This window comes from Flavobacterium mekongense (assembly GCF_047038255.1).
GTDB classification, from domain to species: Bacteria; Bacteroidota; Bacteroidia; order Flavobacteriales; family Flavobacteriaceae; genus Flavobacterium; species Flavobacterium mekongense.
In genome coordinates this window covers 1024878-1051171 of the sequence record NZ_CP174374.1, presented here as the reverse complement: position 1 = coordinate 1051171, position 26294 = coordinate 1024878, and the positions used below count along the sequence as shown (strand labels likewise).

Here is a 26294-nt window from a genome sequence, read left to right as displayed (position 1 = left end):
AGTTCATAAATTATTACTTTAGCCGACTTATTTGTATAAATATCCAAAACCTCAATGAATATGTTAAAAACTTTTACGCTTTTACTCTTCAGTAGTGTGCTTTTTGCCCAAAACCAAAACACGACTAACAGAACTGTTTTCGGTGCGCCACTACAAAGCATTAATACTGCAAATGGTTCTGTAAGATGTGTTTCGGATGAGTACGAACACTTTTTAAGAGTTAACAATCCTGAAAGAGCCAATACCGAAGCCTTCGAACAATGGATTGCTCCCAAAGTAGCTGAAATTCAGGAAAGATTAACCACCGGCAGAACACCTAACGTAGTAATTACTATTCCGGTAGTAGTGCACGTGATTCACAGCGGACAAAATGTAGGCACAGGTAGAAATATCTCTAACGCGAGAGTATTATCTCAAATTACTGTTTTGAATCAGGATTTCCGCAGAATGATCAATACGCCGGGATACAATACCAATGCGGTAGGAGCTGATGTTGAAATTGAATTCTGTTTGGCTCAAAGAGATCCGAATGGTGCTGCTACTAATGGTATAAATCGCGTCAACTTAGGTACAACCACTTGGAATGAAAACAATGTTGAAACTATTTTGAAACCACAAACCCAATGGGATCCAACTCAATACTTTAATATTTGGGTTTGTCAATTTGGCGGTGATTTGGATGGAGTTTTAGGCTACGCACAATTCCCTAGCAATTCCGGCTTAGGCGGATTAAACACTAATGGTGGTGACGCTAGTACAGATGGTGTAATCATTGATTACCGTTGTTTTGGTTCTGCTGATGTAGCGCCTAATCAAGGTACTTATTTCACAGATTATGATTTAGGAAGAACAGCTACCCACGAAATTGGACATTGTTTCGGATTAAGACATATTTGGGGAGATTCTGCCTCTTGTACTGTTAATGGCACCGATAGTTTCAAAGATTATTGTCCGGACACTCCAGCTGCCTCAACCGAAAACTATGATTGTGCTGCAACTTACGATTCTTGTCCGTCAGCAGCCGGTGTAGATATGGTTGAAAACTACATGGATTATACCAATGATGCTTGTATGAACATCTTTACTTTAAACCAAAAAGCAAGAATATTGGCCGTGATGCAAAACTCCCCGAGAAGAAATACTTTAGCCACCTCGCAAGCTTGTCAGGCGCCACTAAGTAATTCTCAATTTGGATGGTTCAATCAAATCAAATTGTATCCAAACCCTGCTAATGATTTTGTTGCCTTATCTGTTACTGATGAATTACCGAATTACTTAGCGGTATACAATACATTAGGCCAGTTAGTGAAACAAGTAACCGTTTCATCAGAAGCCGATTTAACCATCGACACTCAAGCCTTAGCTCAAGGTGTTTACTTTATTAAAGTAACTAAAGAAAGTGCTTCAAAAACTCTTCAATTTGTAAAAGAATAAGTTTTTATAATGTTTATTTAATTGAAAAAGGCGAGAATTTTACTTCTCGCCTTTTTTATTTATCTAACTCTCCGGAGCCAATTCAATCTCGAGTCCATCCATGGCTTCGGTAATGTGAAGCTGACAACCTAAACGACTATTGTCTTTTACATTAAAAGCTTCCCACAGCATGGCTTCTTCATCGGGATTTTTTTCCGGTAACGGTACATCATTTAACACATAACATTGGCAAGAAGCGCACATGGCCATACCGCCGCAAATACCGATAGTACCTTCTGGAGCCAATTCGTAGGAACGAACCAATTCCATGATGTTCATATTCATATCGGTTGGCGCCTGAACTTCATGTGTAACGCCTTCACGATCTGTGATTTTAATGGTGATATCTTGAGCCATTAGTCGATTGATTTTACTACTGCTTTTTCTGCTTCTTTTCGGGTTCCGTCAAAGCCATCTACTCCGGAAACCGTGGTGTATTTCAATACATAACGTTTGCCGGGATTTAAGCGATTGTAAACACTCTGACACATCAAAGTGGCTTCGTGGAAACCACATAAAATGAGTTTTAATTTACCCGGATAAATGTTCACGTCTCCAATGGCGTAAATACCATCGATATTGGTTTGGTAATCTAAAGCATTGTTCACTTTAATCGCGTTCTTTTCAATTTCTAATCCCCAATTGGCGATAGGTCCTAATTTTGGGGTTAACCCGAAAAGCGGAATAAAATAATCTGTTTCGATAGTTTGCTCTTGGCCATCGGAATTGATGGTGATAGCGGTTAAATGGTCATTGCCGTGTAAGCGAACCACCTCAGCGGGTGTTACTAAGTTCACCAAGCCTAATTTTTTATATTCCTGTAATTTTTCTACCGAGTCTAAAGCGCCACGAAATTCATTTCTGCGGTGAATTAAGGTAACCTCTGAAGCCACATCGGCTAAAAAGATACTCCAATCCAAGGCCGAATCACCACCACCGGCAATTACAATTTTCTTATCGCGGAACAATTCCGGATCTTTCACAAAGTATTCTACGCCTTTTTCTTCGTAGAAACTGATGTTTTCAATTTCGGGCTTTCTTGGTTCAAAAGTACCCAATCCGCCTGCTATAGCAATAGCTTTAGCGTGGTGTTTGGTGCCTTTATTGGTGGTTACGATAAACGTACCGTCGTCCAACTTGTCGATGGTTTCGGCGGTTTCAGCCAAGGTAAATCCGGGTTGGAATTGTTTGATTTGCTCCATTAAATTGTTCACCAAATCGCCCGCCAATACTTCGGGATAACCGGGAATATCATAGATGGGTTTTTTGGGATACAATTCGGCCAACTGCCCGCCGGGTTGCGGCAAAGCGTCGATAATGTGGCATTTTAATTTTAATAAACCGGCTTCAAAAACAGCGAATAAACCTGTTGGCCCGGCTCCGATAATGAGTATATCTGTTTCAATCATTTTTTGAGATTCTGAGATTCTGAGGTTTTAAAGCGCTAAGGTCTTTAACCCCGAACTTTTATTTTATGATTTTTGTCATCCCAAGTCAGATTTGCGTTAAGGATGGCAGTGGAAATCCTTTTTGGGATTATCAATCCCGAAAAGATTGCAACGTACAGCCTGACCCGCAGGGGAACGCCCTACTCTGAAAAATGGCGACGGTTATTGTTAAGCTACATTTTCTACCGTTTCGATTTGCGGCGCGTACTTTTTAATAGTGGTTTCCACACCGGCTTTCATGGTGCTGATACTCAAACTACAAGACGTACAAGCGCCTTGAAGACGTACTTTAACGTGCTTTTGATCTTCTACGGAAACCAAACTGATATCGCCGCCATCGGAATTCAGAAATGGTCTGATTTCGTCGAGGGCTTTTTCGATATTGACAATTAATTCTTCGTTAGTCATAATTTTAGACAGGTTAGATGGTTAGATTATTAGACATTTCAGATAGTTAGATTTTTCTAAGAAGTCTAACTATCTAAGAAGTCTAAGCAGTCTATTTCTTCACAGCCGAACAACCGGCCATAGTGGTTATTTTTATCGCTTCGGTTGGCGGCAAACTTTCGTTGCGGTTTACGGTTTCCTGTACCACATTTCGGGTAATTCCTTCAAATACAGTTTCGATTACCGATGCCGTTTGTAAAGCAGCAGGACGACCGTAATCTCCGGCTTCGCGAATGCTTTGTACCAATGGCACTTCGCCCAAGAACGGCACATTTAAATCAGCTGCCAAGTTTTTCGCCCCTTCTTTACCGAAGATGTAATATTTGTTATTAGGCAATTCCTCCGGAGTGAAATACGCCATGTTTTCGATAATACCCAAAACCGGAACGTTGATGCTGTCCGACAAGAACATGGAAACCCCTTTTTTAGCATCGGCTAAAGCTACGGCTTGTGGTGTGCTTACCACTACAGCGCCGGTGATAGGCAACGATTGCATGATGGACAAGTGAATGTCGCCTGTTCCCGGAGGTAAATCGATTAACATAAAATCGAGTTCGCCCCAAGCGGCATCGAATATCATTTGGTTCAAGGCTTTGGCTGCCATAGGTCCGCGCCAAATTACAGCCTGACTTGGTGATGTAAAAAATCCGATGGAAAGCAACTTGATTTCGTAGCTTTCAATAGGTTTCATTTTGGATTTGCCGTCTACTTCAATAGAAAGTGGTTTTTCGTTTTCCACATCGAACATGATGGGCATACTTGGTCCGTAAATATCGGCATCTAACACGCCTACTTTAAAACCCATTTTAGCTAAGGACACAGCTAAATTTGCGGTTACGGTTGATTTTCCAACGCCGCCTTTTCCGGAAGCTACCGCGATAATATTGCTGATGCCGGGAATGGGTTTGCCTTTGATTTGATTCGGATTTTGTTCCGGAGTTTCCACTTTGATGTTGACTTTCACCACAGCATCGGGTGAAAATTTATCGTGGATTAATTTTTTGATATCGTCTTCCGCACGCTTCTTGATGTGCATGGCCGGAGTGGAGATTACTAAATCGACTACCACTTCGTTTCCGAAAGTCAGCACGTTTTTAACGGCGCCGCTTTCCACCATATTTTTGCCTTCGCCTGCAATGGTAATGGTTTCCAAAGCAGCCAAAATTTCTTTTCTATCCAGTTTCATTTCGTATTACAATTTAAATCTTTCAGTTTCTTTTATTTAAACTGAATTTAGATTGCAAAGATAATACGAAATGTTTGGAAACAATCGTTAATGAATTGAAAATATTGATACAATGATAGGCTAAAAAACTTTAGAAAGTGTTTCCGTTGAGCAAGCTGATTTTTAAAGCCACATAGTGTTGTTGCAGTTTATTTTTGAGCAAATCATATTCGGCATTCAACCACTGATTTTTAACACTTGAAAACACGATGGCATCAATCACTCCGGAGGAAAATTTGGCCTGCGAAGTGCGAAAAGAAGCTTCGGCGTAGGTTTTGGTTTCTTCTAATTTAACCTGTAAGCTTAGGTAATTCTTTTTATTTTGGTTTTCCAAGTCGATTTGGTTTTGCACTTTGAGCTTTTCCTGTTCGATGGCGTATTTGGATTTCTCGGTTTCCAGTTTGGCAGCAGAAATTCTTTTATTGTTTCGGAAACCGTTAAAAATCGGCACATTGAGTTGGATACCCAATTGGTGATTCTTGTTGTCGCTGATTTGTTGGTTAAAATTGTCCACTACCACATTGGGTTGGTTCAAAGGCTTGTAATAAAATGTTGAAAAGCCATAGTACGTTGTAAGCGTGGGTAAATTATTGGCTCTTTCTAAACGGGTATCTTTGCGAATGCTTTGGTAATTGAGTTCGGCGAATTTAATTTTAGGGTTTGAAATCGATTGGTTTGCTGCGTTGCTATCAGCCGGTATAGCATTTTCCAATAGTACTTCGGAAACTGTCACATCGTTTACATTCATGAGTTGAAACAACTGTGTTTTTTGGCGTAACAACAACTGTTCGGTTTCCATCATGCGCAATTCTTCTTGGGCAAAACTGAGTTGTATATCGTACAAATCGCTTTTTGGTTTGCTGCCAATTTCGACTTCCTTGGTCACACGGTTTAAATTGAATTGTGCATTTTTGAATTGCTCTTTCTGAATCTTCAATAATTCTTGCGTAAACAAAGCTTGGTAATAACTCTCCAAGATTTGAAGTTGGTATTCGTTTTCGATAATAGCCAATTGGGCTTTGGCTTTCTCAATCTCAATTTTAGTTTTTTGAGCGGTGGCAAAGGCTTTAAAATCGATAAGACTCATTTGGGCATTCAAAAAGAAATTGTCGTTTTGGATGTTAGAACTTACCCTGCCATTGGTAGCCGGATCGATAGTTGACCCGAAATTGTAGCTTTGATTTCCCGTAAAGGAAATACTCGGCAATATTTGATTGACCACTGAATTGTGCTGCTTTTGCGATTTTTTGACATTAAGCTGTTCTATCTTGATTTCGATGGCATTTTTCATCGCTTCGGCAATGCATTTCTGCAATGGCCAGGACTGATCCTGACCAAATACAGAAGGGCAAAACGTATACAGTAAAACAATTAAAAAAGCTTTTCTATTCATATTTTAAATATTTCAAGACGTCTAATCGGGTGGCTTGATACGCTCGGGAAAGCACCACCAACAGTGTCAACAGTAACAAAACTATAAAACCAATCACGAAAGGAATAAAACTGATTTCGATACGGAAGGCAAAGTTTTCCAACCATTTGTTGAGCAAGTAATACACCGGAAATAGTGCGATGGCAAACCCAATCAAACAAAAAACGATGTATTGTTTGGACAGTTCTTTGAGCAAAACACCGGTTTCTGCGCCTAAGGTTTTGCGAATGGCAATTTCTTTCATTCGCCGCTGAATAGAATAGGAAGCCAAAGCAAACAAGCCGAAAAGCGCAATCAGAATTACGATAACATTCAGCAATGAAAACAAGTTTTTTTGTTTGACATAAGTCTCGTAAGTCCGCGCATAGGCTTTATCTACAAAATCATAACTGAACGGATATTCGGTGTCGACTTTTTTGGTCCAGAATTTTTCGATATCCGCTAAAGTCTGCTCCGGATTATCACCGCTGATTTTAACGTGAATCTTGCTCGCATTTTGCAACATCCAATCGATGGTTTTGAAGTGGAAAAACACCATCGGTGGAATATCGTCTTGCGGACCGAACAAGTTGAAATTTTTTACCACTCCGATTATTCTAAGCTTATTGCCGTTCCAGTCAATTTCTTTGCCAATCGGATTTTTTTCGTTCATCATTTTCAAAGTGGTTTCGTTAATCAACATCGAGTTGATGGTGTCGGAAGCTATTTTTTCCGACAAAAAACGCCCTTCTTTGAGTTGGATTTGCATCATTTCCAACATTCCGAAATCGACACCCATATTGCGGCCTTGAATAGTATTTTCTTTGTAAACAAAACTCGACGTTGAACCATTGGTTGAACCAAAAGCAAATGCTCCTGTTGACACTTGGGCGACACCATTTATTTTAGACACTTCGGCTTTGATCAGATTATAGCGGTTGGTGAGTTTAGCCAGGTAATCTTTTTCCCGCCAATCGTAAGGATTGCGATAGGAAATAGCCACTACTTTATCGCCTTTAAAACCCAAATCTTTGGTACTGATGTATTGAATTTGTTGGTAAACAATATAAGAGCCGATAATGAAGAAAGTGGCTATCGAAAACTGCAGTATCAACATCGTATTTCTGAGCCAGATGCCGCTTTTGCTTCGACCGAAATTGCCTTTCAACACTTTTAAAGTTTCAAAATTCGACACATAAATGGCCGGAAAAATTCCTGCCAGAACAATAGTCAAAATAAAAATCAAAATCAATTGCCCATAAAATTGATTGCCGTGAATGAGTAACTTCTTACCCAAAAACTCATTGTAATAAGGCAAGGAAAGTTCGACAATTACCAAGGAGAGTAATATTGAAAACAACACTGTAAGCACTGTTTCAAATAAAAACTGTTTGATAATATTACCTCTTGAGGCACCCAAAATTTTTCGCACGCCTACTTCTTTAGCTCTTTTGATAGCGTTTGCAGTGGCTAAATTGACATAGTTAACGATAGAAAGTACCAAGATTAAGATAGACAACCCCAACATGATCAACAAAAACTGATAGTTCCCTTTTCCTTCCGCGTAGCCTTCTGTAATGGCATGCAATCGGGCGTCTTTGAGTGGTTCTAAAATAATTTTGGTTCTGTTGGGACCGTTTTTTTTCATCCATTCGGCTATGGTTAAGCCTTCTTCTTTGGCCCAACGAACAGCGCGATTCTCGTGAAGAATTTTCTCCATGCGAGTGCTTACTTTGTCTTTGTCGGCCGGATTTTTAAGTTTTAACAACAAACCGTAATTGAAATTACCCCAATTGTCTTTGTTTTCAACCAATCGGCCGTCCATCAAACAAGTAACGGCATTCGGAGCCATTGAGGATTTTCCAGGAATAATATAAACGCCTCTCACCACTAATTTTCGGCCGGAGCAAGTCACCATTTTACCGATTGGTTCTTCTGAACCAAATAATCGCTCCGCTGTTTTATCAGAAATAGCAATACTGGCATTGTCTTGCAAAGCACTTTTTGCCGTTCCTTTCACAAATGTAAAAGGGAAAAACTCGAAGAATGTTTTTTGAGCATCCGTAATCTTAACGATTTCTTTTTTGTTTTGGTACTGAATGATTTCTTCAAAATACCAATTATCGAAATAGCAATACGATTCCAATTCGGGAAAATCTTTTTTGAAATAGGATTCGAATGCTGCTACGTTACTTGCCCAATAATCGTCTTCGCTTACTTTACTAATGGATTCAAAGACCTTTTCTTTCTCGGGATTCCAAGCGTTGTAACTGTGCTCATCGTTCCAATACAAAATGGCAAAGATAAGTCCGGCTATTCCAATGCTTAACCCTAAAACATTCAGCGCCGTGAATAGCTTGTTGTTTTTGATTTGGAATAAAAATATGTGTAACCAGTTTTTTAACATGATTTGTTCGTTTTTGATGATGGATGATGATTATCGTTTGTTCACAGAACCCGAAGAACTCTTATCGGTATTCACTTGAAAAGGGTTGCCGAAATAATCCACGCTACTGCTGGAAGTGGCTGTGGCATCTAATGATTTGGTTGCAAAAACGGTAACATCGGCTGAGCTACTGGCTTTTACCGTAACCACTTCAGCTACTAAGTCTTTGGCATTACAATCGGCTGAACTGCTGGCTTTGATGGTTACTTTTACGGCTTTTCCTATCAAATCGCAATCGGCTGAGCTGCTGACTTCCACAGCCACATTTTGGGCATTGACTTTTCCTTTAAAATTGCCACTCGAAGAAACATCAACTTGCAAATCGGTACAATCAAAAATTCCGGAAACTGTCGCCGACGAACTGGCAGCCACTTCCAATTGGTCCACCGAATTCAGGTTTTCCACTTTCACACTGGCAGAAGAACTCGCTTTGATGGCAGTAAGTGCTTTACCGGTGATGTATACTTTTAAAACTTTAAAACGCATTCCGTTGATGTTTTTTCCTTTACCGGTGCCGTAGCTGTAGTCTTCTTTGGAATTATTATCAACATACACTTTAAGGGTTTGGCCTTCTACTTCGGTTTTGATGTAGGCCAATTTTTCGTTGTCATCGGTTTCCACTTTTAAGCTTTGTGTGGCAGAAACAGTATAAAAAACTTCAATACCCTGAGAAGCTTTCAGCTTAGAAAACTCGGCTACCGTTCTGGTTTCCGAAACTTGTCCGAAAGCCATTAAACTGAATAAAAAAGAAACAGTGGTGATTATTATTTTCGACATGATTGTAATTTTTAAACGTTAGTATTATGACATGAAAACATCGACATTTCTGCTGTTGGTTTTTTCAGAAAGTACCATACCGTCTTTCATGATAATGGTGCGTTGTGAAAAAGAAGCATCGTAATCCGAATGCGTCACCATTAGAATGGTCGAGCCATTAGCGTGCAAATCGGTTAGCAGTTCCATTACCTCATTACCATTTTTACTATCGAGATTTCCGGTAGGTTCATCGGCCAAAATGATTTTCGGATCGTTGATTAAGGCTCTGGCTACAGCTACTCTTTGTTGTTGACCGCCGGAAAGCTGCTGCGGATAATGTTTTAAGCGATGTGAAATTCCTAAACGCTCGGCTATGGCGGCTACTTTCTGCTTTCTTTCAGGAGCCGGAACATTGTTGTAAATCAACGGTAATTCGATGTTGTCAAATACCGACAACTCGTCAATCAAGTTGAAATTTTGGAAGATGAAGCCAATGTTTTGCTTTCTGATTTTGGATTTTTCTTGTTCGCTTAAACCGGTTATCTCTTGATTAAGGAGCTGATAGTTACCGGAAGTTGCACTGTCTAAAAGACCAACGATGTTCAACAGCGTCGATTTTCCGCTGCCCGAGGCGCCCATAATGGTAACAAATTCGCCTTGATTGATTGTGATTGAAACTTCGCTTAAGGCTTTGGTTTCGACTTCTTCGGTTCTGAAAACCTTGGAAAGATTTTGAATGTGTATCATAGTGTTCGTTTTTTGATTTTGATTTATTCGATATTGAGTACCTCAGCTTCCAAATAATCTCTATAGGTAGAGGTAATCACTTTATCCCCCGGTTGTAACCCTTTGATAATTTCATAGTATAAAGGATTTTCTCTGCCGATGGTGATGTTGCGTCTTTCTGCTTTATTACCGTTGACAACAAAGATCCATTTTCCTGCGGTTTCTTGGTAAAAAGTGCCTTTAGAAAGCACTATCGATTTGGTTTTTTCCGACAAACTCAGTCGCACACTGAAACTCAAACCTTGTTTCAAATCGAGTTGCTCATTGCCGCTGAAATTCAGCTCAACCTGAAACTTCCCGCCTTTGATTTCGGGTATTACTTTGGCAATTACCACAGCTACTTCTTGACCGTTAAAATCCACAGTTCCTTTTTGGCCTTGGGTTACTTTCGGCAAGTAAAACTCGTCTACATCGGCTAATAATTTATAGCCTTTCATCACATCTATTTTCCCCAAAGTTTGACCTTGTTGGTAGGTTTGTCCCAGCACCGGTTCAAACGAAGACAATCGACCTGAAAGTGGTGCCATTACTAAAAAATTCTTTTTGTTAGTACGCAAAACACCCAAACTCTTTTCCATGATACCGATGGATTGATTGAGTTGTCCGATTTGAATTTGATTGGCTTGTTTTTCCTTAGTCACACTTTGTTTGATGATGTTCATGCGTTCTTTTTGAAAGCGAAAATTCTCTTGGGTTTTCTCCCAATCATTTTTGGCTAAAATTTCTTGTTCGAATAACTTTTTGTGCAAATCATATAAATTTTTGGCGTCTTGGTAATCGTGTTCAATCGACACTAAGTCTTTGGCCAAATTCAGTTCTTGGTTACGCAAATCCAATTTGGCTTTGTTGAGATTATTAATTTGCTCGATAATAGCCGTTTCTTGCTGCATGTAGTTCAGTTCGGTGTTAGGGTTGTACAATCGGGCCAAAGGTTGACCTTGGGTTACTCTGTCGCCGTTGCTCACAAAAATTTCTTGCACCGAACCGCCTTCGACTATGTTAACCAAAATAGAATTCATAGGCTCCACTCGAGCTTGAAATACCATAAAATCTTCAAAATAATCAGATTCCACCGTTTTAATGGTGATTTCACTTTTGGCCACGTTATACATTCTTTTTTTGGTAATCATACTGTATGCCGCATAACCTAAAATAAGTGCCGCTAAAACCGCTGCGGTGAGATACTTTTTTTTATTATTTTTACGATTGATGATGGTGTCCATTGTAACTATTTTAGTACGAGTGAGTACAATTTTGTGCCAAAGTTTTAAAATTTACAAAACGCTGTTTTTAAGCAATTTACAGCTGAATAAAAAATAAAGGTGTTCATAATCGAACACCATTTGTCCGAAACCGAACAGTGACTCAAAATACAATTCGCTTCCATGAAAAAAACCAATGCCAATATTTTAGTCATAGACGACCAAGAAGACATTCTTTTTGCGGCCAAAATGCTCTTAAAAAAACACTTTGAGACGATTTTTACGCTCAACAATCCGAAAAATGTACTTCGTTTGTTATCGGAAAATGATATTGATGTGGTGTTATTGGATATGAATTACCGCATTGGTTTTGAAGACGGACGAGAAGGCTTGTATTTTTTGAAAGAAATCAAAACGCTTTCACCTAAAACCATCGTTATTTTAATGACGGCTTTCGGGAAAGTAGAAACTGCTGTAGAAGGTTTAAAAAATGGTGCTTTTGATTATGTGCTGAAACCTTGGGAAAATGAAAAACTCGTGCAAACGATGAAGCTGGCGGTTGAAGAATCCCGAAAAATGAAAAAGAAAACGGAGAAAACAACTTTAACGGATTCGTTTTTTATAGGTCAGTCTAATTTGATCAAAAAAGCTTATGCTTTGGGCGAAAAAGTAGCCAAAACCGACGCCAATGTTTTGATTTTAGGCGAAAACGGTACCGGAAAATTTGTGATGGCGCAATACATTCACCAACAATCCGAACGAAAAAACAATGCTTTTGTTCATGTTGACTTGGGTTCGTTAAACGATAATATTTTTGAAAGCGAATTGTTCGGTTATGCCAAAGGTGCGTTTACCGATGCTAAAGCCGATACCGCCGGACGCTTTGAAAATGCGCAGAACGGCACCATTTTCCTGGATGAAATTGGCAATGTGCCTATGCATTTGCAATCGAAATTATTGCAAGTCATCCAAACCAAAACCGTAATCCGTTTGGGCGAATCGAAACCGCGTCCGCTTAATGTGAGAATCATCACGGCTACGAATTTAAACTTGAAAGCTGAAGTCGCTCAAAAAAACTTCCGCGAGGATTTGTACTATCGCATCAACACTATGGAAATTACTTTGCCTTCTTTGAAAGAACGCAAAGAAGACAAAATTCCGTTGGCGCAATTTTTATTGAATAAAATGGTCTCCAAATACAACCGAAACGAAATTGTCTTTAGTGAAAAGGCATTGGAACAAATGGAGAAACACGCTTGGAACGGCAACATCCGAGAGATGGAAAACCGCATTGAACGCGCTGTGATTTTGTGTGAAAACAATACCATTTCCGCAGCTGATTTAGACTTAGACTTGGTTACAATTTATGAAAGCAAAGACGATTTGCCGCTGTCGGATGTAGAAAAAAACACCATCGAAAAAGTGTTGGTCAAACACCAGTACAACATTAGTAAATCGGCTGAAGAATTAGGTTTGTCGCGTGCCGCTTTATACCGAAGAATGGAAAAATACAATATCAATCCGGAATAAATGTTTAAAAATTACAAACTCTACCAACTGCTTTTCTTCCGCCTGATTTTGGTGGTTTTTTGTGTTGGTCTGAGCCTCTATTTATTTTCGGAGCAATTGCTGTATACCGGACTGTTTGCCGCTTTCATTACCTTTTTATTGGTGACCGAATTGTACTTCTTCCTGCGCAATGCGTTTTTGGTTTTTGACCGAACCATTGCCTCGATTTTGCAAAACGATTTTTCAGCCGATTTTTCCCAACACAAATCCTATCACAACTACGCCAGTTTGTTTCAGTTGTATGGAAAACTCAAAGAAAAACAGCACGAACAACTTTCGAAAGACCTGATTTACCGGTCGATTTTGAACAATATCGAAACCGGCATCATCATCTTACAAAAAGAAAACGAGGATTGGAACATCTTTTTGATGAACGATTATTTCTCGAAACATTTTGAAGTGCCGAAAGTTTCCAGATGGCATTATTTGAAAAACCAATTGCCATCGCTTTGCGAGATTATTGAAGCGCGAGATTTTCAGGAAATGAAAAGTTCGTTGCAAATCAGAGTCAACAAACAAGACACTCAAACCTTTTTGATTCAAACCTCGGCCACCAAGACTTTTGAACAAGAATACTACATTATTTTGCTCGACAGCATTCAGAAAGTAGTAGAGAAAAAAGAAAAAGAAGCTTGGATTAATTTGATGAAAGTCATTTCACACGAGCTGTTGAATTCGCTTACTCCAATTCGCTCGCTTTCGCAAAATTTGAACGAATTGGTCCAACAAGAAAGTTTGTCAACCGAAGATTTAGAAGACATCAAACAAAGCGTAGCCACAATGCACAACCGCAGTAATCACCTGCAAGAATTTGTAGAAAGCTACCGAAAACTCGCCATGTTGCCATCGCCTAAAAAAGAAAAAACAGAATTATCGGAATTGGTGGAAAGCTGTTTGCAAATCATGCAACCTTTATTTAAAAAAGAGTCCATTGCCGTGGTTAACCAACTGAACTTTAAACGTTGGATTATGGTAGATCGCAACCAAATGGAGCAAGTGATTATCAATTTGCTGACCAACAGTATGTATGCCTTAGAAGCGAAAGACCGGCGAGAAATAAGCATCAGCGCCGAACTTAAAGAAAAACGACTTTACCTGATAATTACCGATACCGGTGCCGGTATTGAACCCGAAATTGAAGATAAAATTTTCCTGCCGTTTTTCACTACCCGGAAAGATGGCGCAGGCATTGGCTTAACTTTATCCAAAAATATTATTGAAGCGCACGGCGGCTATTTGGCTTTTGAAAATGGCGAAAACGGCACGAAGTTTACAGTTTGTTTGTTGGAGTAATATCGCTTACAATCGCTTAACTTCAGGCTGCCAAAAATGCTTTTCAAAATCGACGATTTGGTTATCGACAACTTCGATGCCTTCGTTTTCCAACAATTGTTGCATCAAGTTCGTGCCGTCAAAATGGTGTTTCCCGGAAAGCATCCCAATTCTATTGACTACGCGATGTGCCGGAACATCATCGCGCCCGTGACTTGCATTCATTGCCCAACCTACCATACGTGCGGAACGCGCCGAGCCTAAAGCTTTAGCAATAGCGCCGTAAGAGGTTACTTTGCCTTCGGGAATTTGACGAACAATATCGTATACTCTTTCGAAGAAATTTTCTTCCATTTTAATCGTAAAGCAATTTGAGTAAGGTAACTATGGCCATAAAAGTGGTGACTGAACCAATGACAATGTTGATATTCCGCATCAAGAATTCGGTCTTTTTTTCAATTTTTTTGAAAGCCACTATATAGAGGTAAAACACACTAAACGACCCTAAAACTACTCCGGTAACGAAAGTAGCCACCGGAATTTTATCAAAACTGAAGTAACCCGCTGCCGACAAACCCATGCTGGCAAAAACATAAAAAGGGATGGGCAATAAATTGAGCATAGACAACAACATCCCGAAAAAAAAACGGTTCTTTTTGCCTTTGATTTTAGCTTCCGTTTTGATTTTCTTTGGTTTTTTGGCAATCCAGAAAAAATAAACACTCAATCCGGTGAATATAAAAATGCCTATTTCTTGTAACGTAGCTACAATTTCCTTGTGCTGGCTGATGAATCGGGCAAACAGTACTGCAATAAAAGTTTGGATGAATACCACTACTGCCGCACCAGCCGCAAAGCTAACCGCTTCGTTTTTACCTTCTTGCAAACTGATTTTAGCTGCTGTCATGTTGATTAAACCCGGAAGTATAACCGCCAAAAAAGCAATACAAAAACCCAAAACAAGCGGCAAGATATTGGTCATCTATTTGATTTTGAAACGAATATACGTAATTGCCTTGTTGATTTCCAAATATTGTTTCTCATAAAAGGTTTGGATGCCGATTACTTCCTGAGGTGCGCCTTCGTTTTTGTATACGTTGTGATTGGCGTATAACACTTCATGGCCTTCACCGTGTAATAAACCTAAGGTATAACCGTGCATGAATTCGCTGTCGGTTTTTAAGTTCACAACACCATCGGGTTTTAAAATTCGCTTGTACAATTTTAAAAACTCACTGTTAGTCATGCGGTGTTTGGTACGTTTGTATTTGATTTGCGGATCGGGGAACGTAATCCAAATTTCGGCCACTTCGCCTTCGGCAAAAATCCCTTCGATGAGTTCAATTTGGGTGCGTACAAATGCTACATTGTGCATGCCGCTTTCAACGGCTGTTTTAGCACCACGCCAAAATCGGGCGCCTTTGATATCAATTCCGATAAAATTCTTGTCGGGATATTGTTCGGCCAATCCTACCGAGTATTCGCCTTTACCACAACCCAATTCGATGATAATGGGATGGTTATTTTTGAAAAATTCGCTGTTCCATTTGCCTTTCAACGGAAATTGACCGCCTACAACTTCTTCACGAGTTGGTTGGAACACATTTTGAAAGGTTTCGTTTTCCTTGAATCGCTTTAGTTTATTCTTACTGCCCACAGATTTAATTTTTTGGTAAAATTAAGGAAATATAAACTATCCGAAATCTTTTTTACTTTGCAATGTTAAAAGCTTACCTTCCCAACTTGAAAACAACTGAGAAAAATATCTTAATCGCACCCTTAAATTGGGGTTTGGGTCACGCCACCCGCTGTATTCCTGTGATAAGAGAATTACAACACTTCGGCTTTACACCTATAATTGCCTCCGATGGTGTGGCTTTACGGCTCTTGCAGAAGGAATTTCCGGAACTTATTTCGATTGAACTGCCTTCTTATGAAATAGAATATGCCAAAGATGAAAAAGACTTCAAGTGGAAACTCATCAAAAACAGTCCGAAAATGATTCAGGCCATTTTTGAAGAAAAGAAGAAAGTGAAAGCTTTAGTCAAACAATACGATTTAAAAGGTATCATATCTGACAACCGTTTGGGCGTTTACAGCAAAAAAGTGCCGAGTGTTTTTATCACACACCAACTGAATGTATTATCGGGCAAAACCACTTGGATTTCTTCTAAATTACACCAATTTTTTATCGCTAAATTCACCGAATGTTGGATACCCGACAGTAAAGACCAGCCCAATCTGACCGGTAAATTAGGCCATTTGGAAGACAGTTCGCTCAATTTAAAATATCTTGGTCCGTTGAGTCGCTTGGTCAAAAAAAACTTGCCGTTGCGTTACGATTTAATGGTTATTTTATCCGGTCCGGAACCACAACGCACCATGTTGGAAGAAAAACTAACCGAGGAGCTCAAAAACTACAAGGGGAAGATTCTTTTTATCAAAGGAAAAGTGGAAACGGAGCAAAAAACAACTATTGAAGATCATTTTACTTACTATAATTTCATGACTTCCGAAGAGGTAGAAAAAGCATTTAATGAAAGTGATTTAGTGCTTTGTCGTTCCGGATATACCACCGTAATGGATTTGGCAAAGTTGGACAAAAAGGCCTTTTTTATCCCAACACCGGGGCAATTTGAACAAGAATATTTGGCCAAAAGATTCAAAAGAAAAGGCATGGCACCCTTTGCCAAACAAGACGAATTTAAGGCAGAAAAATTATTGGAAACTGACTTGTATAAAGGTTTTCCGAGAACCGGAGAAACAGCCAATTGGAAACAGCTATTTATACTTTTCCATGGTGAATGAGAATTCTGAGCCTTTGCCAAATTCACTTTCTACATAAATTTTTTCGCCGTGGGCTTCAATAATGTGTTTGACTATTGACAAACCAAGACCGGAGCCGCCTTCACTGCGGGCACCGCTTTTGTCTACTCGGAAGAAACGTTCAAAAATTCGGGAAAGATTGTGCTTTTCGATGCCTTCACCGTTGTCTCTGACACGCACTATTAATTTGTTATTCACCAAATCCTCTATACTAACTTCGGTCGTTCCGTTTTCTTTACCGTATTTGATAGAGTTCATGATTAAATTGGTCAACACCTGTTGGATTTTTTCTTTATCACCAAAAACCTTGATAGGTTTGCTGTACTTTCGGTCGAACATGAGAATAATGTTCTTTTTATCGGCTTTCATTTCCAATAAATCAAACACGTTTTGGATGAGTTCAACAATGTTAAATTTAGAGAGCTCCAAATTCAAATCGCCCATCTCCAATTTAGAAATCATGTCCAAATCTTCTACGATATAAATCAATCGCTCTACGCCTTTCTCGGCTCTTTCCAAGTATTTTTTTCGGACGTTTTTATCGTTCATTGCACCATCCAGCAAAGTAGAAAGATAGCCTTGCACCGTAAATAAAGGTGTTTTGAGTTCGTGCGATACATTGCCTAAAAACTCTCGACGGTATTCTTCGCGCACTTTGAGCGTTTCGATTTCCATTTTTTTATCCATCGCAAATTTTTTCACTTGCTTGGTTAAAGTGGCCATATCGGTAGTAATGGGTTGGTTTCGAAAAGAAGTAGATTCGAGTAACGAAACATCGTCGTAGATCTTTTTAACTCTTCGGTAAATAAAATGCTCCACCCGATATTGGATCACAAAAAATGAAAATGTGGCCATAGATAAGGCAAAAACAAGTAAGATAACCCAAGAGAATTCGTGGAAAAACCACAGTAAAATACCAAGAAAACCGGTGGAAAAAAGTGTTATGTACGTGGTAGAAACTAACGCAAAAGTGTATGTTTTCTTGAAATTGACCTTCATTTAGACTTCGAGTTTGTAACCCACTCCTTTGATGGTTTTGAATAAATCTTCTCCGATTTTTTCGCGCAGCTTTCTGATGTGTACGTCTATGGTTCTGCCGCCAACAATGACTTCATTCCCCCAAACTTTATCCAGAATTTCTTCGCGTTTGAAAACTTTACCGGGTTTTGAGGCCAACAGATAAAAGAGTTCAAATTCTTTTCGAGGCAATATAATTTCTCGCCCTTCTTTGATGATTTTATATTCTTCTCTGTTGATTTCAATACCGCCTACATTAAGGGTTTCGGTAGCTTGTTCGTCATTTTTCAAACGACGCAACAAGGCTTTTACTTTACTTACCAACAACTTTGGTTTGATGGGTTTGTTGATATAATCATCGGCTCCGGCATCAAACCCGGCTACTTGGGAATAATCTTCGCTTCGAGCGGTTAAGAAGGTGATTATGACATTACTTAGTTCGGGCAACTTACGAATGTTTTCGCAGGCTTCCATACCGTCCATTTCGGGCATCATGACATCCATAATAATCAAATGCGGCAGTTCCTTTTTAGCCTTGACGATGGCTTCTTTACCATTAGTAGCCGTTACAATTTGATAGCCTTCTTGAGCAAGATTGTAACCTACAATTTCTAAGATGTCTTGCTCATCATCGACTAATAAAATCTTAATGTCTTTTTTCTTCATAACAAACGCACAATTGTTTTTGCGGTAGTAAAGGTAAAGATAATACAAAATCGTGATATAACGCATCTATGGAGTTAACGGTAATTTAATATGTTAACAATTTGGTAAAGCTTAAGGAACAAAAAGGTAATAATGGAGTAACACGACCTTTACAATGCGATGGTTTCTTTGCACCAAAATTAAACACGACTACAATGAAACTTAAATTAATCGTTACATTATTATTAATCAACCTCATAAGCTTTGCTCAAAACAAAGGAACTATCAGCGGAACTTTGACCGATAAAGATTTAAACAATGAGCCGCTGCCATTTGCCAATGTTATCATTAAAGGCACCAATATAGGAGTAACCACTAATGAAACCGGAAAATACAGCCTTAGTGTAGAAGCCGGAACATACACCATACAATTCAGCTTTTTAGGTTACGAAACCATAGAAGAAAAAATTGTAGTGAAAGCCGGTGAAACTTTAACCATCAACAAAGCTTTAGGTTCAGGAAGTTATCAGTTGCAAGATGTGGTAATTCAGAAAGTGGTAAGTCGTGAAAAAGAATCGGCTTTACTTTTGGAGCAAAAAAATGCTGTTGAAATCAAACAAAGTATTGGAGCGCAGGAAATGCAACGCAAAGGTGTGTCTACTGTAGAACAAGGTGTAGCAAAGATTTCAGGGGTTTCTAAAGTAGCCGACCGCGGTATATTTATTCGTGGGTTAGACGATCGTTATAACTACCTTCAAATAAACGGTTTGAACTTTATTCCCTCAGATCCGAATCTTAAAACAATTCCTTTGAGCTTTATTCCTACTGATATTGTTAGAAACATTGATGTTTTTAAAACTTTTAATTCCGGTTTATACCAAGATTTTGCGGGTGCTTCTTTGAACATTTGGACAAAAGATATCAGTTCAAAACCATATACCAAAGTAAGTGTTTCAGCAGGATTCAACTCTATTACAACTTTCAAAGACTTCAAATCAGGCAGTGAAGGAGGTACGGATTTCTTAGGATACAGCGGAAACAATCGAGCTTTGCCGGGTGTTTTTGGCGAAAATGTAGCCTTAGGATATCAAGCTTCATCATCTGAATCTAAAGACCTCTTCAATTCGTCTTGGTCTCCGGAACAAACTACTGCTCCAATGAGTATTGGAACCAGCATTACCAACTCTGATTCATTTGATTTATCTAACGACAGAAAAATAGGGTACATATTCAACGTTAACTTCAGCAACAACTATTTGTCACAAACCGGTGAAAGAAGAAACTTAAACTCGGAAGGAACGGCATTTAAGGATTTTGAAGTAGCCAATTCTAAATACTTTACCCAAAAATCAGCTTTGGCCAGTTTGAACTTTAAAAAAGCCAATTTATACAACTTCTTTTTCAACATCATTTACCTTCAAAACTCAGAGAGCACAATTGAAGAAATTCAAGGAGAAAACACCGACTTCATTACGATTGACCGTCCGTTTTTCTTGAGAGACACTAAATATGTAGAAAACACTTCTTTTGGAATCCAACAATTAGGAACCCTATATTTCAAAGACAAAAAACACACCTTGGAATACGGAATTGCCGCTACTTTGGGAAAAAACAATATGCCTGATCGAAAAACTTTAATCGCCGAAGGGGTTGGTTCAGAGGCAGACTTTGTAACTTTTAATGGTGCAAATCCATTCCGTTTTTACTCGGTTTTAGACAATTTTAATGTAAACGGGAAAGCGGAATATGAAATAAAATTCGGCGGTGATATCGACGGAAAAGCAAAAAACAGTTTGCGTTTTGGTTATGCCGGAGACATGACAAATTACGACTTTTTCAACAGGACAATCAGAGTTAATGGTGGTGGTAATTTAACAGACACCACTATGGACACCAACAATCCCCAAGCATTCTTTGATACTAACTTCGATAATGGAAATTTATTTTACGCCAGCACTTCGGATCCTACTTACAACGTAAAAATCACTCAATTCATCAATGCCGGTTTTGTAAACTACAACAGAAATTGGGAAAAATTAACATTGGATGTTGGAGCTCGATTTGAATACATGTTCCGTGAAACCAAGTCGAGAAAAGAAACCAGCACTGTAACTTCTCCTTTTGAAGTACAAGTTTATGATCCAATCGACTTTAGTCCGGTGCTTAACCTAAAGTATGAATTAAACGAAAAATCAAACTTGCGTTTTACCGCTTCTAAAACTTCCACAAAACCAAGATTCCGTGAAATTTTACCTTTCCGTTACCAAGACGGAGACGGAAACTTCAGTATTGGAAATCCTGATTTAAAAAATACCCAAAACTACAATGTGGATTTGAAATACGAATTCTTCCCGACACAAAGCAGTATGGTGGCTGTTGCCGTTTTCGGAAAACACATTCAAGACCCAATTACACGTTTGTTAGAAGGAACTTCAACCGGTTTCTTAACCAAGTTTGTAAACTTTGATGAAGCCAATTTGTTTGGTATAGAGTTAGAATCTAACTTTGGATTAGATGTAATTTTCGGCGAAAGTTTCTTTACCAAAAGAACCACTTTTGGATTGAATACCATTTTCATGAAGTCTGAAGAAGTAGCTGATAAATCCAAATTCCCGCGTATAACTTCAACTGAGCGTTCGTTACAAGGAGCTTCCGATTTTATCATCAATGCCGATATCGTTTATGATTTGATTAAAAATGAAAAAGTTGAATCGAAAATATCATTCATCTACAACACTTTCTCTGACAGAATCTATGCCGTTGGAACTGATGGCGCATCTGACATCAAGCAAAAACCAATTGATATGTTAGACTTCACTTGGCGCAACACTTTTGCTAAAAAATACCAGTTAAACTTAACGGTGAAAAACATTTTAAATACCGAAATTTTAGCTACCCAAGACCCTACAAGACCTATTGCCAATCCAAGTCAGTTCAGCAATGTAAACAATCGTCTGACACAAGGAGTTACAGTAGGTTTAGAGTTTTCTTACAGCTTCTGATAAACTGCTCAAAACTAAAGCATTAAAAAAAGAGAATCTCAGGATTCTCTTTTTTTGTGCATAACATTTTGTTTACAAATATTTCACTAAGCGATAACTGTTATATAACCATTGATTAACCTCTTTTGGAAATCCTAAAATTACTTTTGTCAAAACAATATAACAAATTAACATGAAAACAAATTTCTTAAAAATTATTGCTTTTGCAGCTTTAGCTTTTACTATCGGATGTTCATCAGATGAAACAAACGGAACTGATGTACCTAACTTAGAAGGTTCAGTTCTTCAAGGTAACATTACAACAGACTTAAACGTTCCTACAGGAAACTACAATTTAAAAGGAGTTGTTGTAGTTAAAGCCGGCGCCACATTGACTATTGAAGCCGGAACCACTTTTACTGTAACTACAGCTGACCAAGCAGCAGGAACAAATTATTTACAAGTAGAGCAAGGCGGAAAAATAGTAGCTGTAGGTACTTCTTCTTCTCCAATTGTATTTACTGCTCAATCACAACAAATTGGCGCTTGGGGAGGTATTATTATTAACGGAAAAGCCAGAATTAATGTTGCCGGAGGAACAGAAGTTGCTGAAGCCGGTGGTTTAGTATATGGCGGTAACGATGATGCTGACAATTCAGGTACATTAAAATATGTAAGAGTAGAATATGCAGGTGCTGCTATCACCGGAGGTACTGCGGAGTACAATGCTTTTTCTTTCTTCGGAGTAGGTTCAGGTACGGTTTTAGAAAACTTACAAGCCTACAAAGGCGCTGATGATGCATTTGAATTTTTTGGCGGCGCAGTAAATGCTACAAACCTTGCTGCATTTGGATGTGAAGACGACAACATCGACTGGGACAGAGGTTACAGAGGAACCTTAAGTAACATTTGGATTATTCAACCTACTAATGGTGATTTTGGATTTGAATGTTCTAATTTACCGGTAGAGTTTAACAGTTCTCCAAGAGCAAATCCTACAGTTACTAATGTAACCATCACAGGTTCAGGAAATGCAAACAAAGCTGCTTTCAACTTTAAAGAAGGAACTGCAGGAAACATTTCTAACGTAAAAGTAACAAACGTAGGCTATGGTGTTGATTTGAGAAACCAATTGGGGCAATTCCAAGATGGCTCTTTGAAAGTAAACAACGCAAGTATCACTTTCATCACCGCTTTAACTCGTAACGGAATTTCCGGTGATACCACCAACATTGATACTATCGTTGGAGTTAACGCCAATGCGGTTGGAGCTAACACAGCACCCTTTACTTCCGGAACTTGGTTGAAAAACTTATAATCAAAAAAAATAACCGTAAAAAACTCCTTCCCAACAAGAAGGAGTTTTTTTTGGTACAATATTTGAAATTATTTTTATACATTTGTCTTAACCAAATTTTTGTCATGGCTAAAAACTACTTATACACCCTTTTATTTTTCTGCTTGTTCTCTCTCGGCGCTTTTGCTCAGGATGGGAAGCAACAAGGAGAAACACTTGGTTTTTATCCAAATCCGGTAAGCAACGGAAAAATCTACATCACTTCAAAAACTACCTTAGACAAAGAGATTTTAATTTTTGATGTATTGGGTAAAAAGGTACTACAAACTACCATTTCTTCTCGCGAATTAAACATCAGCACTATCCCGCCGGGTGTTTACATCATCAAAATTACCGAAGGAGACACCACTACTACTAGAAAACTAATTGTCAGATAGTTAAACTTTGTAGGTTTAACTTTTTTTTAATCATTTTTTTACGCTCTTATTTTCGGCAAACAAATATTGTGCTTATATTTGTGGGCTAAATAAACTTAAAAAAATGAAAAAAATTTACTCTTTATTATTACTTACTGTAAGCACTTTGTCTTTCGGACAAGTATTGACAGAAGATTTTAATTATCCGGACAATGCTGTATTAACTGCAAACGGTTGGAGCGCACACAGTGGTGCAGGAACTAACGCAGTTGATGTTGGAGCTTCAAACGGATTGACCTACGCAGGCTACAACACTGCTGCCAACAATGCCGCAAGACTCGACAACACAGGAGAAGACATCAACAAACCTTTTGCTGCTGCTGTAACTTCCGGATCTTTGTATTTCTCATTTTTAGTAAATGTTACTTCCGGTGATGCCGGTTACTTTGCGCATTTAGGAACTGCTCCAAGTACATTTGCCGCCAGAATTTATGTAAAACCATCAACTACAACCGGTAAAATTAATTTTGGAATCTCAAACACGAGTACAGCTTCTTTTGCAGCAACTCCTACAGATTTCGATTTGAACACCACCTACCTTATTATAGTGAAATATGACGTAACTGCAGCCGGTGCCGCCAGCATTTGGGTTAGATCTACCGGAGTTCCGGCTACTGAAGCTGCTGCAGGAACACCTGAACATACTACAACAGGTGGTGGAACAGCCAGTATCGGAGGAGTATTTTTAAGACAATACGCTGCCACTCAAAATATAACTGTAGATGAAATCAAAGTTTTTACTACTTGGTTCGGTGCTGCTGCTTGTAGCTTAACTTTAAATGCAGAAACTGCTGTTTGTGATGCTACAACTTTGAACATAGATACTTACACTGCTACTATTCCTTTTACAGGTGGAAATACCGGTTCATACAATTTATCAGTTAATGCCGGAACTATTGGTGGCGACAATCCATCAACTACAGCCCAAGGTAATATTATCATCACCAACATCCCTGAAGGCACCAACGTAACTTTAACCGTTAGTGGCGCATGTGGCTTAACAAAAACCGTTACTGCTCCCGAATGTAAACCGGTTAACACTTTACCATTCACTGATTCATTCCCTTACACTGTTGGAGGCTCATTAAATGCTGAACAAAAATGGTCATTAGTTAACACAGGAGATAACATCACTATTGCTAACGGTAGCTTGTCTTATGCCGGGATCACATCATCTGGAAACTCAATCACTTTTTCAGGTGCTGGAGGTGAATCAAGAACATTGTTCACCAGTACTAACGCAGATTCAATTTTCGCTTCATTTATAGTAACCGCTTCTGATTTAGCAAACGTAACAACCGATTTAACAAGTAATTATTTTGCATTATTTACTGATGCTGCCGGCGCTTCTACTAATGCCAGACTTTGGATTCGTAAAAACGGTACGCAATACCAATACGGTTTAGGAACAGGTGCTTCTGCTACAGACTGGGACCCAACGCTATATAATGCAGGTGACATTCAGTATGTAGTTTTAAGATATGATTTTGCTGACAATGCTTTTTCCTTATACATCAACCCAACCATCGGAGGAAGTGCTTCACCAACATTAAGCGTTACTCCTACTACTGCTTTTAGTGCATTAGGAGGATTTATGTTTAGACAAGACAGCAACACAACTACTCCAACTATTTTAGTTGATGAATTAAGAATTGCTACTACTGCTAACTTTACTTTAGGCACTACCCAAAACCAAATTTCTGGTTTGAAAGTGTATCCTAACCCGGTGGCTAACGGTACTTTATTCATCGAAACTGCGGCTAACGGAGAGAAAACCGTTGCTATTTTTGATGTATTAGGCAAACAAGTATTAAACACTACAACGGCTGATAACGCTATCAACGTTAACGGATTAAACGCCGGTGTTTATGTGGTTAGAATTACTGAAGAAGGTAAAACAGCTACTACTAAATTGGTGATTAAATAATCCCAATCCAACAATACCAAAAAGGCCCTAATGAACGTTAGGGCCTTTTTTATTTTCCGTATTTTTGCGCTAAATATTTAAACACTTGGTTCAGCCGCAAGACATATTTACCATTGCCTCGCACAAGCAATTTGAAAAAATAGCCTTGAAGGTTTTTCGTTTCCAATACGAAAACAACAAAGTCTATAAGGAATTTTGCGACTTCTTAAAAACCGATGTACAAAAAGTAAAATCGCTCCCTCAAATTCCGTTTTTACCCATACAATTTTTCAAAAGCCATGAAGTAGTTTCAAACACCAACGCAATCCAAGAAACCTTCACCAGCAGCGGAACTACCGGAATGATTACCAGCCAACATTTAGTCACCGATGTCTCACTATACGAACAAAGTTATCGCTTAGCCTTTTCTGAATTCTACGGCAATATCGAAGACTATGCGGTTTTGGCCTTGCTTCCATCTTATTTAGAGCGCAGTGGCTCCTCGTTGATTTACATGGTCAAAGATTTAATCGAAATGTCGAACAACGAACATAGTGGCTTCTACCTTCACAATTACGACGAACTGATTTCTAAATTAACCGAACTGGATAACTCCGGCCAAAATGTAATTTTAATAGGAGTGACTTATGCCTTGCTTGACCTAATCGACAAACAAAACTTTCAGCTCAAAAACACCATCATCATGGAAACCGGTGGCATGAAAGGCCAACGCAAAGAAATGATTCGAGAAGAACTACACCAAATCCTATGCAATGGTTTCGGCGTTCAAAGTATCCATTCAGAATACGGCATGACCGAATTGCTCTCTCAAGCCTATTCTTTAGGCAACGGTATTTTCGAATGCCCGAGTTGGATGCACATCTTAATCCGAGACACCGAAGATGCGTTAAGCTATGTGGATTACGGCAAAACCGGCGGTATTAATGTCATCGACTTGGCCAACATAAACTCTTGCGCCTTCATCGCCACGCAAGATTTGGGCAAAAAACAACCCAACAACGCTTTCGAGGTCTTGGGCCGTTTTGATCATTCTGATATTCGCGGTTGTAATTTAATGGTACTGTAATAAAATTGGCTTTTTTTCGTTTTA

General features: G+C 38.9%; 23 protein-coding genes. 9 read left to right on the top strand and 14 right to left on the bottom strand.

Going from position 1 to position 26294, the window contains the following annotated elements:
• The first annotated feature begins 60 nt into the window (after positions 1 to 60).
• Positions 61 to 1434: a T9SS type A sorting domain-containing protein gene (locus ACJG85_RS04445; protein WP_412477015.1), complete on the top strand. Its 1374-nt coding sequence runs from the start codon at positions 61 to 63 to the stop codon at positions 1432 to 1434.
• A 63-nt stretch (positions 1435 to 1497) separates the two neighbouring features.
• Here ACJG85_RS04445 and ACJG85_RS04440 read toward each other — a convergent pair whose 3' ends face one another.
• The 9 genes from ACJG85_RS04440 to ACJG85_RS04400 form a co-directional block, all read right to left on the bottom strand.
• Positions 1498 to 1830 (bottom strand): ferredoxin, encoded by a 333-nt coding sequence (locus tag ACJG85_RS04440; RefSeq protein ID WP_409676067.1) that lies wholly within the window; start codon positions 1828 to 1830, stop codon positions 1498 to 1500.
• Positions 1830 to 2882, bottom strand: a complete 1053-nt coding sequence (locus ACJG85_RS04435) for an NAD(P)/FAD-dependent oxidoreductase (RefSeq protein WP_412464977.1) — start codon at positions 2880 to 2882, stop codon at positions 1830 to 1832. The genes ACJG85_RS04440 and ACJG85_RS04435 overlap by 1 nt, the downstream gene beginning before the upstream one ends.
• 207 nt (positions 2883 to 3089) lie before the next feature.
• Positions 3090 to 3329 (bottom strand): NifU family protein, encoded by a 240-nt coding sequence (locus ACJG85_RS04430; RefSeq protein WP_409676061.1) that lies wholly within the window; start codon positions 3327 to 3329, stop codon positions 3090 to 3092.
• A gap of 91 nt (positions 3330 to 3420) precedes the next feature.
• Positions 3421 to 4554, bottom strand: coding sequence for a P-loop NTPase (locus ACJG85_RS04425; protein WP_409676058.1), 1134 nt, complete (start codon positions 4552 to 4554; stop codon positions 3421 to 3423).
• Positions 4555 to 4684: 130 nt separating this feature from the next.
• Positions 4685 to 5986, bottom strand: a complete 1302-nt coding sequence (locus ACJG85_RS04420) for a TolC family protein (RefSeq protein ID WP_412477014.1) — start codon at positions 5984 to 5986, stop codon at positions 4685 to 4687.
• On the bottom strand, positions 5979 to 8411 hold the full coding sequence (locus tag ACJG85_RS04415; protein ID WP_412477013.1) for an ABC transporter permease: 2433 nt from the start codon (positions 8409 to 8411) through the stop codon (positions 5979 to 5981). Before ACJG85_RS04415 ends, ACJG85_RS04420 begins: the two co-directional genes overlap by 8 nt.
• 30 nt (positions 8412 to 8441) lie before the next feature.
• The gene (locus ACJG85_RS04410) at positions 8442 to 9227 is read right to left on the bottom strand and encodes a head GIN domain-containing protein (protein WP_412477012.1); all 786 of its coding nucleotides are present in this window, start codon (positions 9225 to 9227) and stop codon (positions 8442 to 8444) included.
• A gap of 24 nt (positions 9228 to 9251) precedes the next feature.
• Entirely contained in the window at positions 9252 to 9953 is a 702-nt protein-coding gene (locus ACJG85_RS04405; RefSeq protein ID WP_412477011.1) for an ABC transporter ATP-binding protein, read from the bottom strand.
• Positions 9954 to 9976: 23 nt separating this feature from the next.
• Positions 9977 to 11215, bottom strand: coding sequence for an efflux RND transporter periplasmic adaptor subunit (locus ACJG85_RS04400; protein ID WP_409676043.1), 1239 nt, complete (start codon positions 11213 to 11215; stop codon positions 9977 to 9979).
• 162 nt (positions 11216 to 11377) lie between these two features.
• Here ACJG85_RS04400 and ACJG85_RS04395 point away from each other — a divergent pair, with 162 nt between their 5' ends.
• Both ACJG85_RS04395 and ACJG85_RS04390 read left to right on the top strand, forming a co-directional pair.
• Positions 11378 to 12724: a sigma-54-dependent transcriptional regulator gene (locus ACJG85_RS04395; protein ID WP_412477010.1), complete on the top strand. Its 1347-nt coding sequence runs from the start codon at positions 11378 to 11380 to the stop codon at positions 12722 to 12724.
• Positions 12725 to 14056 carry a sensor histidine kinase gene (locus ACJG85_RS04390; RefSeq protein ID WP_412477009.1) on the top strand — a complete coding sequence of 444 codons (1332 nt, stop codon included), beginning with the start codon at positions 12725 to 12727 and terminating at the stop codon, positions 14054 to 14056.
• Between the two features lie 6 nt (positions 14057 to 14062).
• On the opposite strand, the gene ACJG85_RS04385 is transcribed toward ACJG85_RS04390, so the two are convergent.
• From ACJG85_RS04385 to trmB, 3 genes are read right to left on the bottom strand one after another with little or no spacing between them, the layout of a single operon-like run.
• On the bottom strand, positions 14063 to 14389 hold the full coding sequence (locus tag ACJG85_RS04385) for an MGMT family protein (protein ID WP_409676034.1): 327 nt from the start codon (positions 14387 to 14389) through the stop codon (positions 14063 to 14065).
• Position 14390: 1 nt separating this feature from the next.
• On the bottom strand, positions 14391 to 15017 hold the full coding sequence (locus ACJG85_RS04380; RefSeq protein ID WP_409676031.1) for a LysE family transporter: 627 nt from the start codon (positions 15015 to 15017) through the stop codon (positions 14391 to 14393).
• Entirely contained in the window at positions 15018 to 15692 is a 675-nt protein-coding gene (gene trmB / locus ACJG85_RS04375) for a tRNA (guanosine(46)-N7)-methyltransferase TrmB (protein ID WP_412464970.1), read from the bottom strand.
• A gap of 62 nt (positions 15693 to 15754) precedes the next feature.
• On the opposite strand from trmB, the gene ACJG85_RS04370 reads away from it, so the two are divergent.
• The gene (locus tag ACJG85_RS04370; protein WP_412477008.1) at positions 15755 to 16843 is read left to right on the top strand and encodes a glycosyltransferase; all 1089 of its coding nucleotides are present in this window, start codon (positions 15755 to 15757) and stop codon (positions 16841 to 16843) included.
• Here ACJG85_RS04370 and ACJG85_RS04365 read toward each other — a convergent pair.
• Both ACJG85_RS04365 and ACJG85_RS04360 read right to left on the bottom strand, forming a co-directional pair.
• A complete protein-coding gene (locus tag ACJG85_RS04365) occupies positions 16817 to 17860 on the bottom strand; it encodes a sensor histidine kinase (RefSeq protein WP_409676023.1) in 1044 nt (347 codons plus the stop codon). The two genes, ACJG85_RS04370 and ACJG85_RS04365, sit on opposite strands and share 27 nt — an antisense overlap.
• Positions 17861 to 18544 carry a response regulator transcription factor gene (locus ACJG85_RS04360; protein ID WP_412477007.1) on the bottom strand — a complete coding sequence of 228 codons (684 nt, stop codon included), beginning with the start codon at positions 18542 to 18544 and terminating at the stop codon, positions 17861 to 17863. It lies immediately after the preceding gene.
• 194 nt (positions 18545 to 18738) lie between these two features.
• Here ACJG85_RS04360 and ACJG85_RS04355 point away from each other — a divergent pair, with 194 nt between their 5' ends.
• The 5 genes from ACJG85_RS04355 (at position 18739) to ACJG85_RS04335 (ending at position 26270) form a co-directional block, all read left to right on the top strand.
• Positions 18739 to 21525, top strand: a complete 2787-nt coding sequence (locus tag ACJG85_RS04355; protein ID WP_409676017.1) for a TonB-dependent receptor — start codon at positions 18739 to 18741, stop codon at positions 21523 to 21525.
• A 172-nt stretch (positions 21526 to 21697) separates the two neighbouring features.
• Entirely contained in the window at positions 21698 to 22822 is a 1125-nt protein-coding gene (locus tag ACJG85_RS04350) for a hypothetical protein (RefSeq protein ID WP_409676014.1), read from the top strand.
• Positions 22823 to 22926: 104 nt separating this feature from the next.
• Complete coding sequence (locus tag ACJG85_RS04345) at positions 22927 to 23238, top strand: T9SS type A sorting domain-containing protein (protein ID WP_409676011.1); 312 nt, start codon at positions 22927 to 22929, stop codon at positions 23236 to 23238.
• A 103-nt stretch (positions 23239 to 23341) separates the two neighbouring features.
• Positions 23342 to 25204: a T9SS type A sorting domain-containing protein gene (locus ACJG85_RS04340; protein WP_412464965.1), complete on the top strand. Its 1863-nt coding sequence runs from the start codon at positions 23342 to 23344 to the stop codon at positions 25202 to 25204.
• An 85-nt stretch (positions 25205 to 25289) separates the two neighbouring features.
• On the top strand, positions 25290 to 26270 hold the full coding sequence (locus tag ACJG85_RS04335) for an acyl transferase (protein ID WP_412464964.1): 981 nt from the start codon (positions 25290 to 25292) through the stop codon (positions 26268 to 26270).
• Positions 26271 to 26294 lie beyond the last annotated feature (24 nt).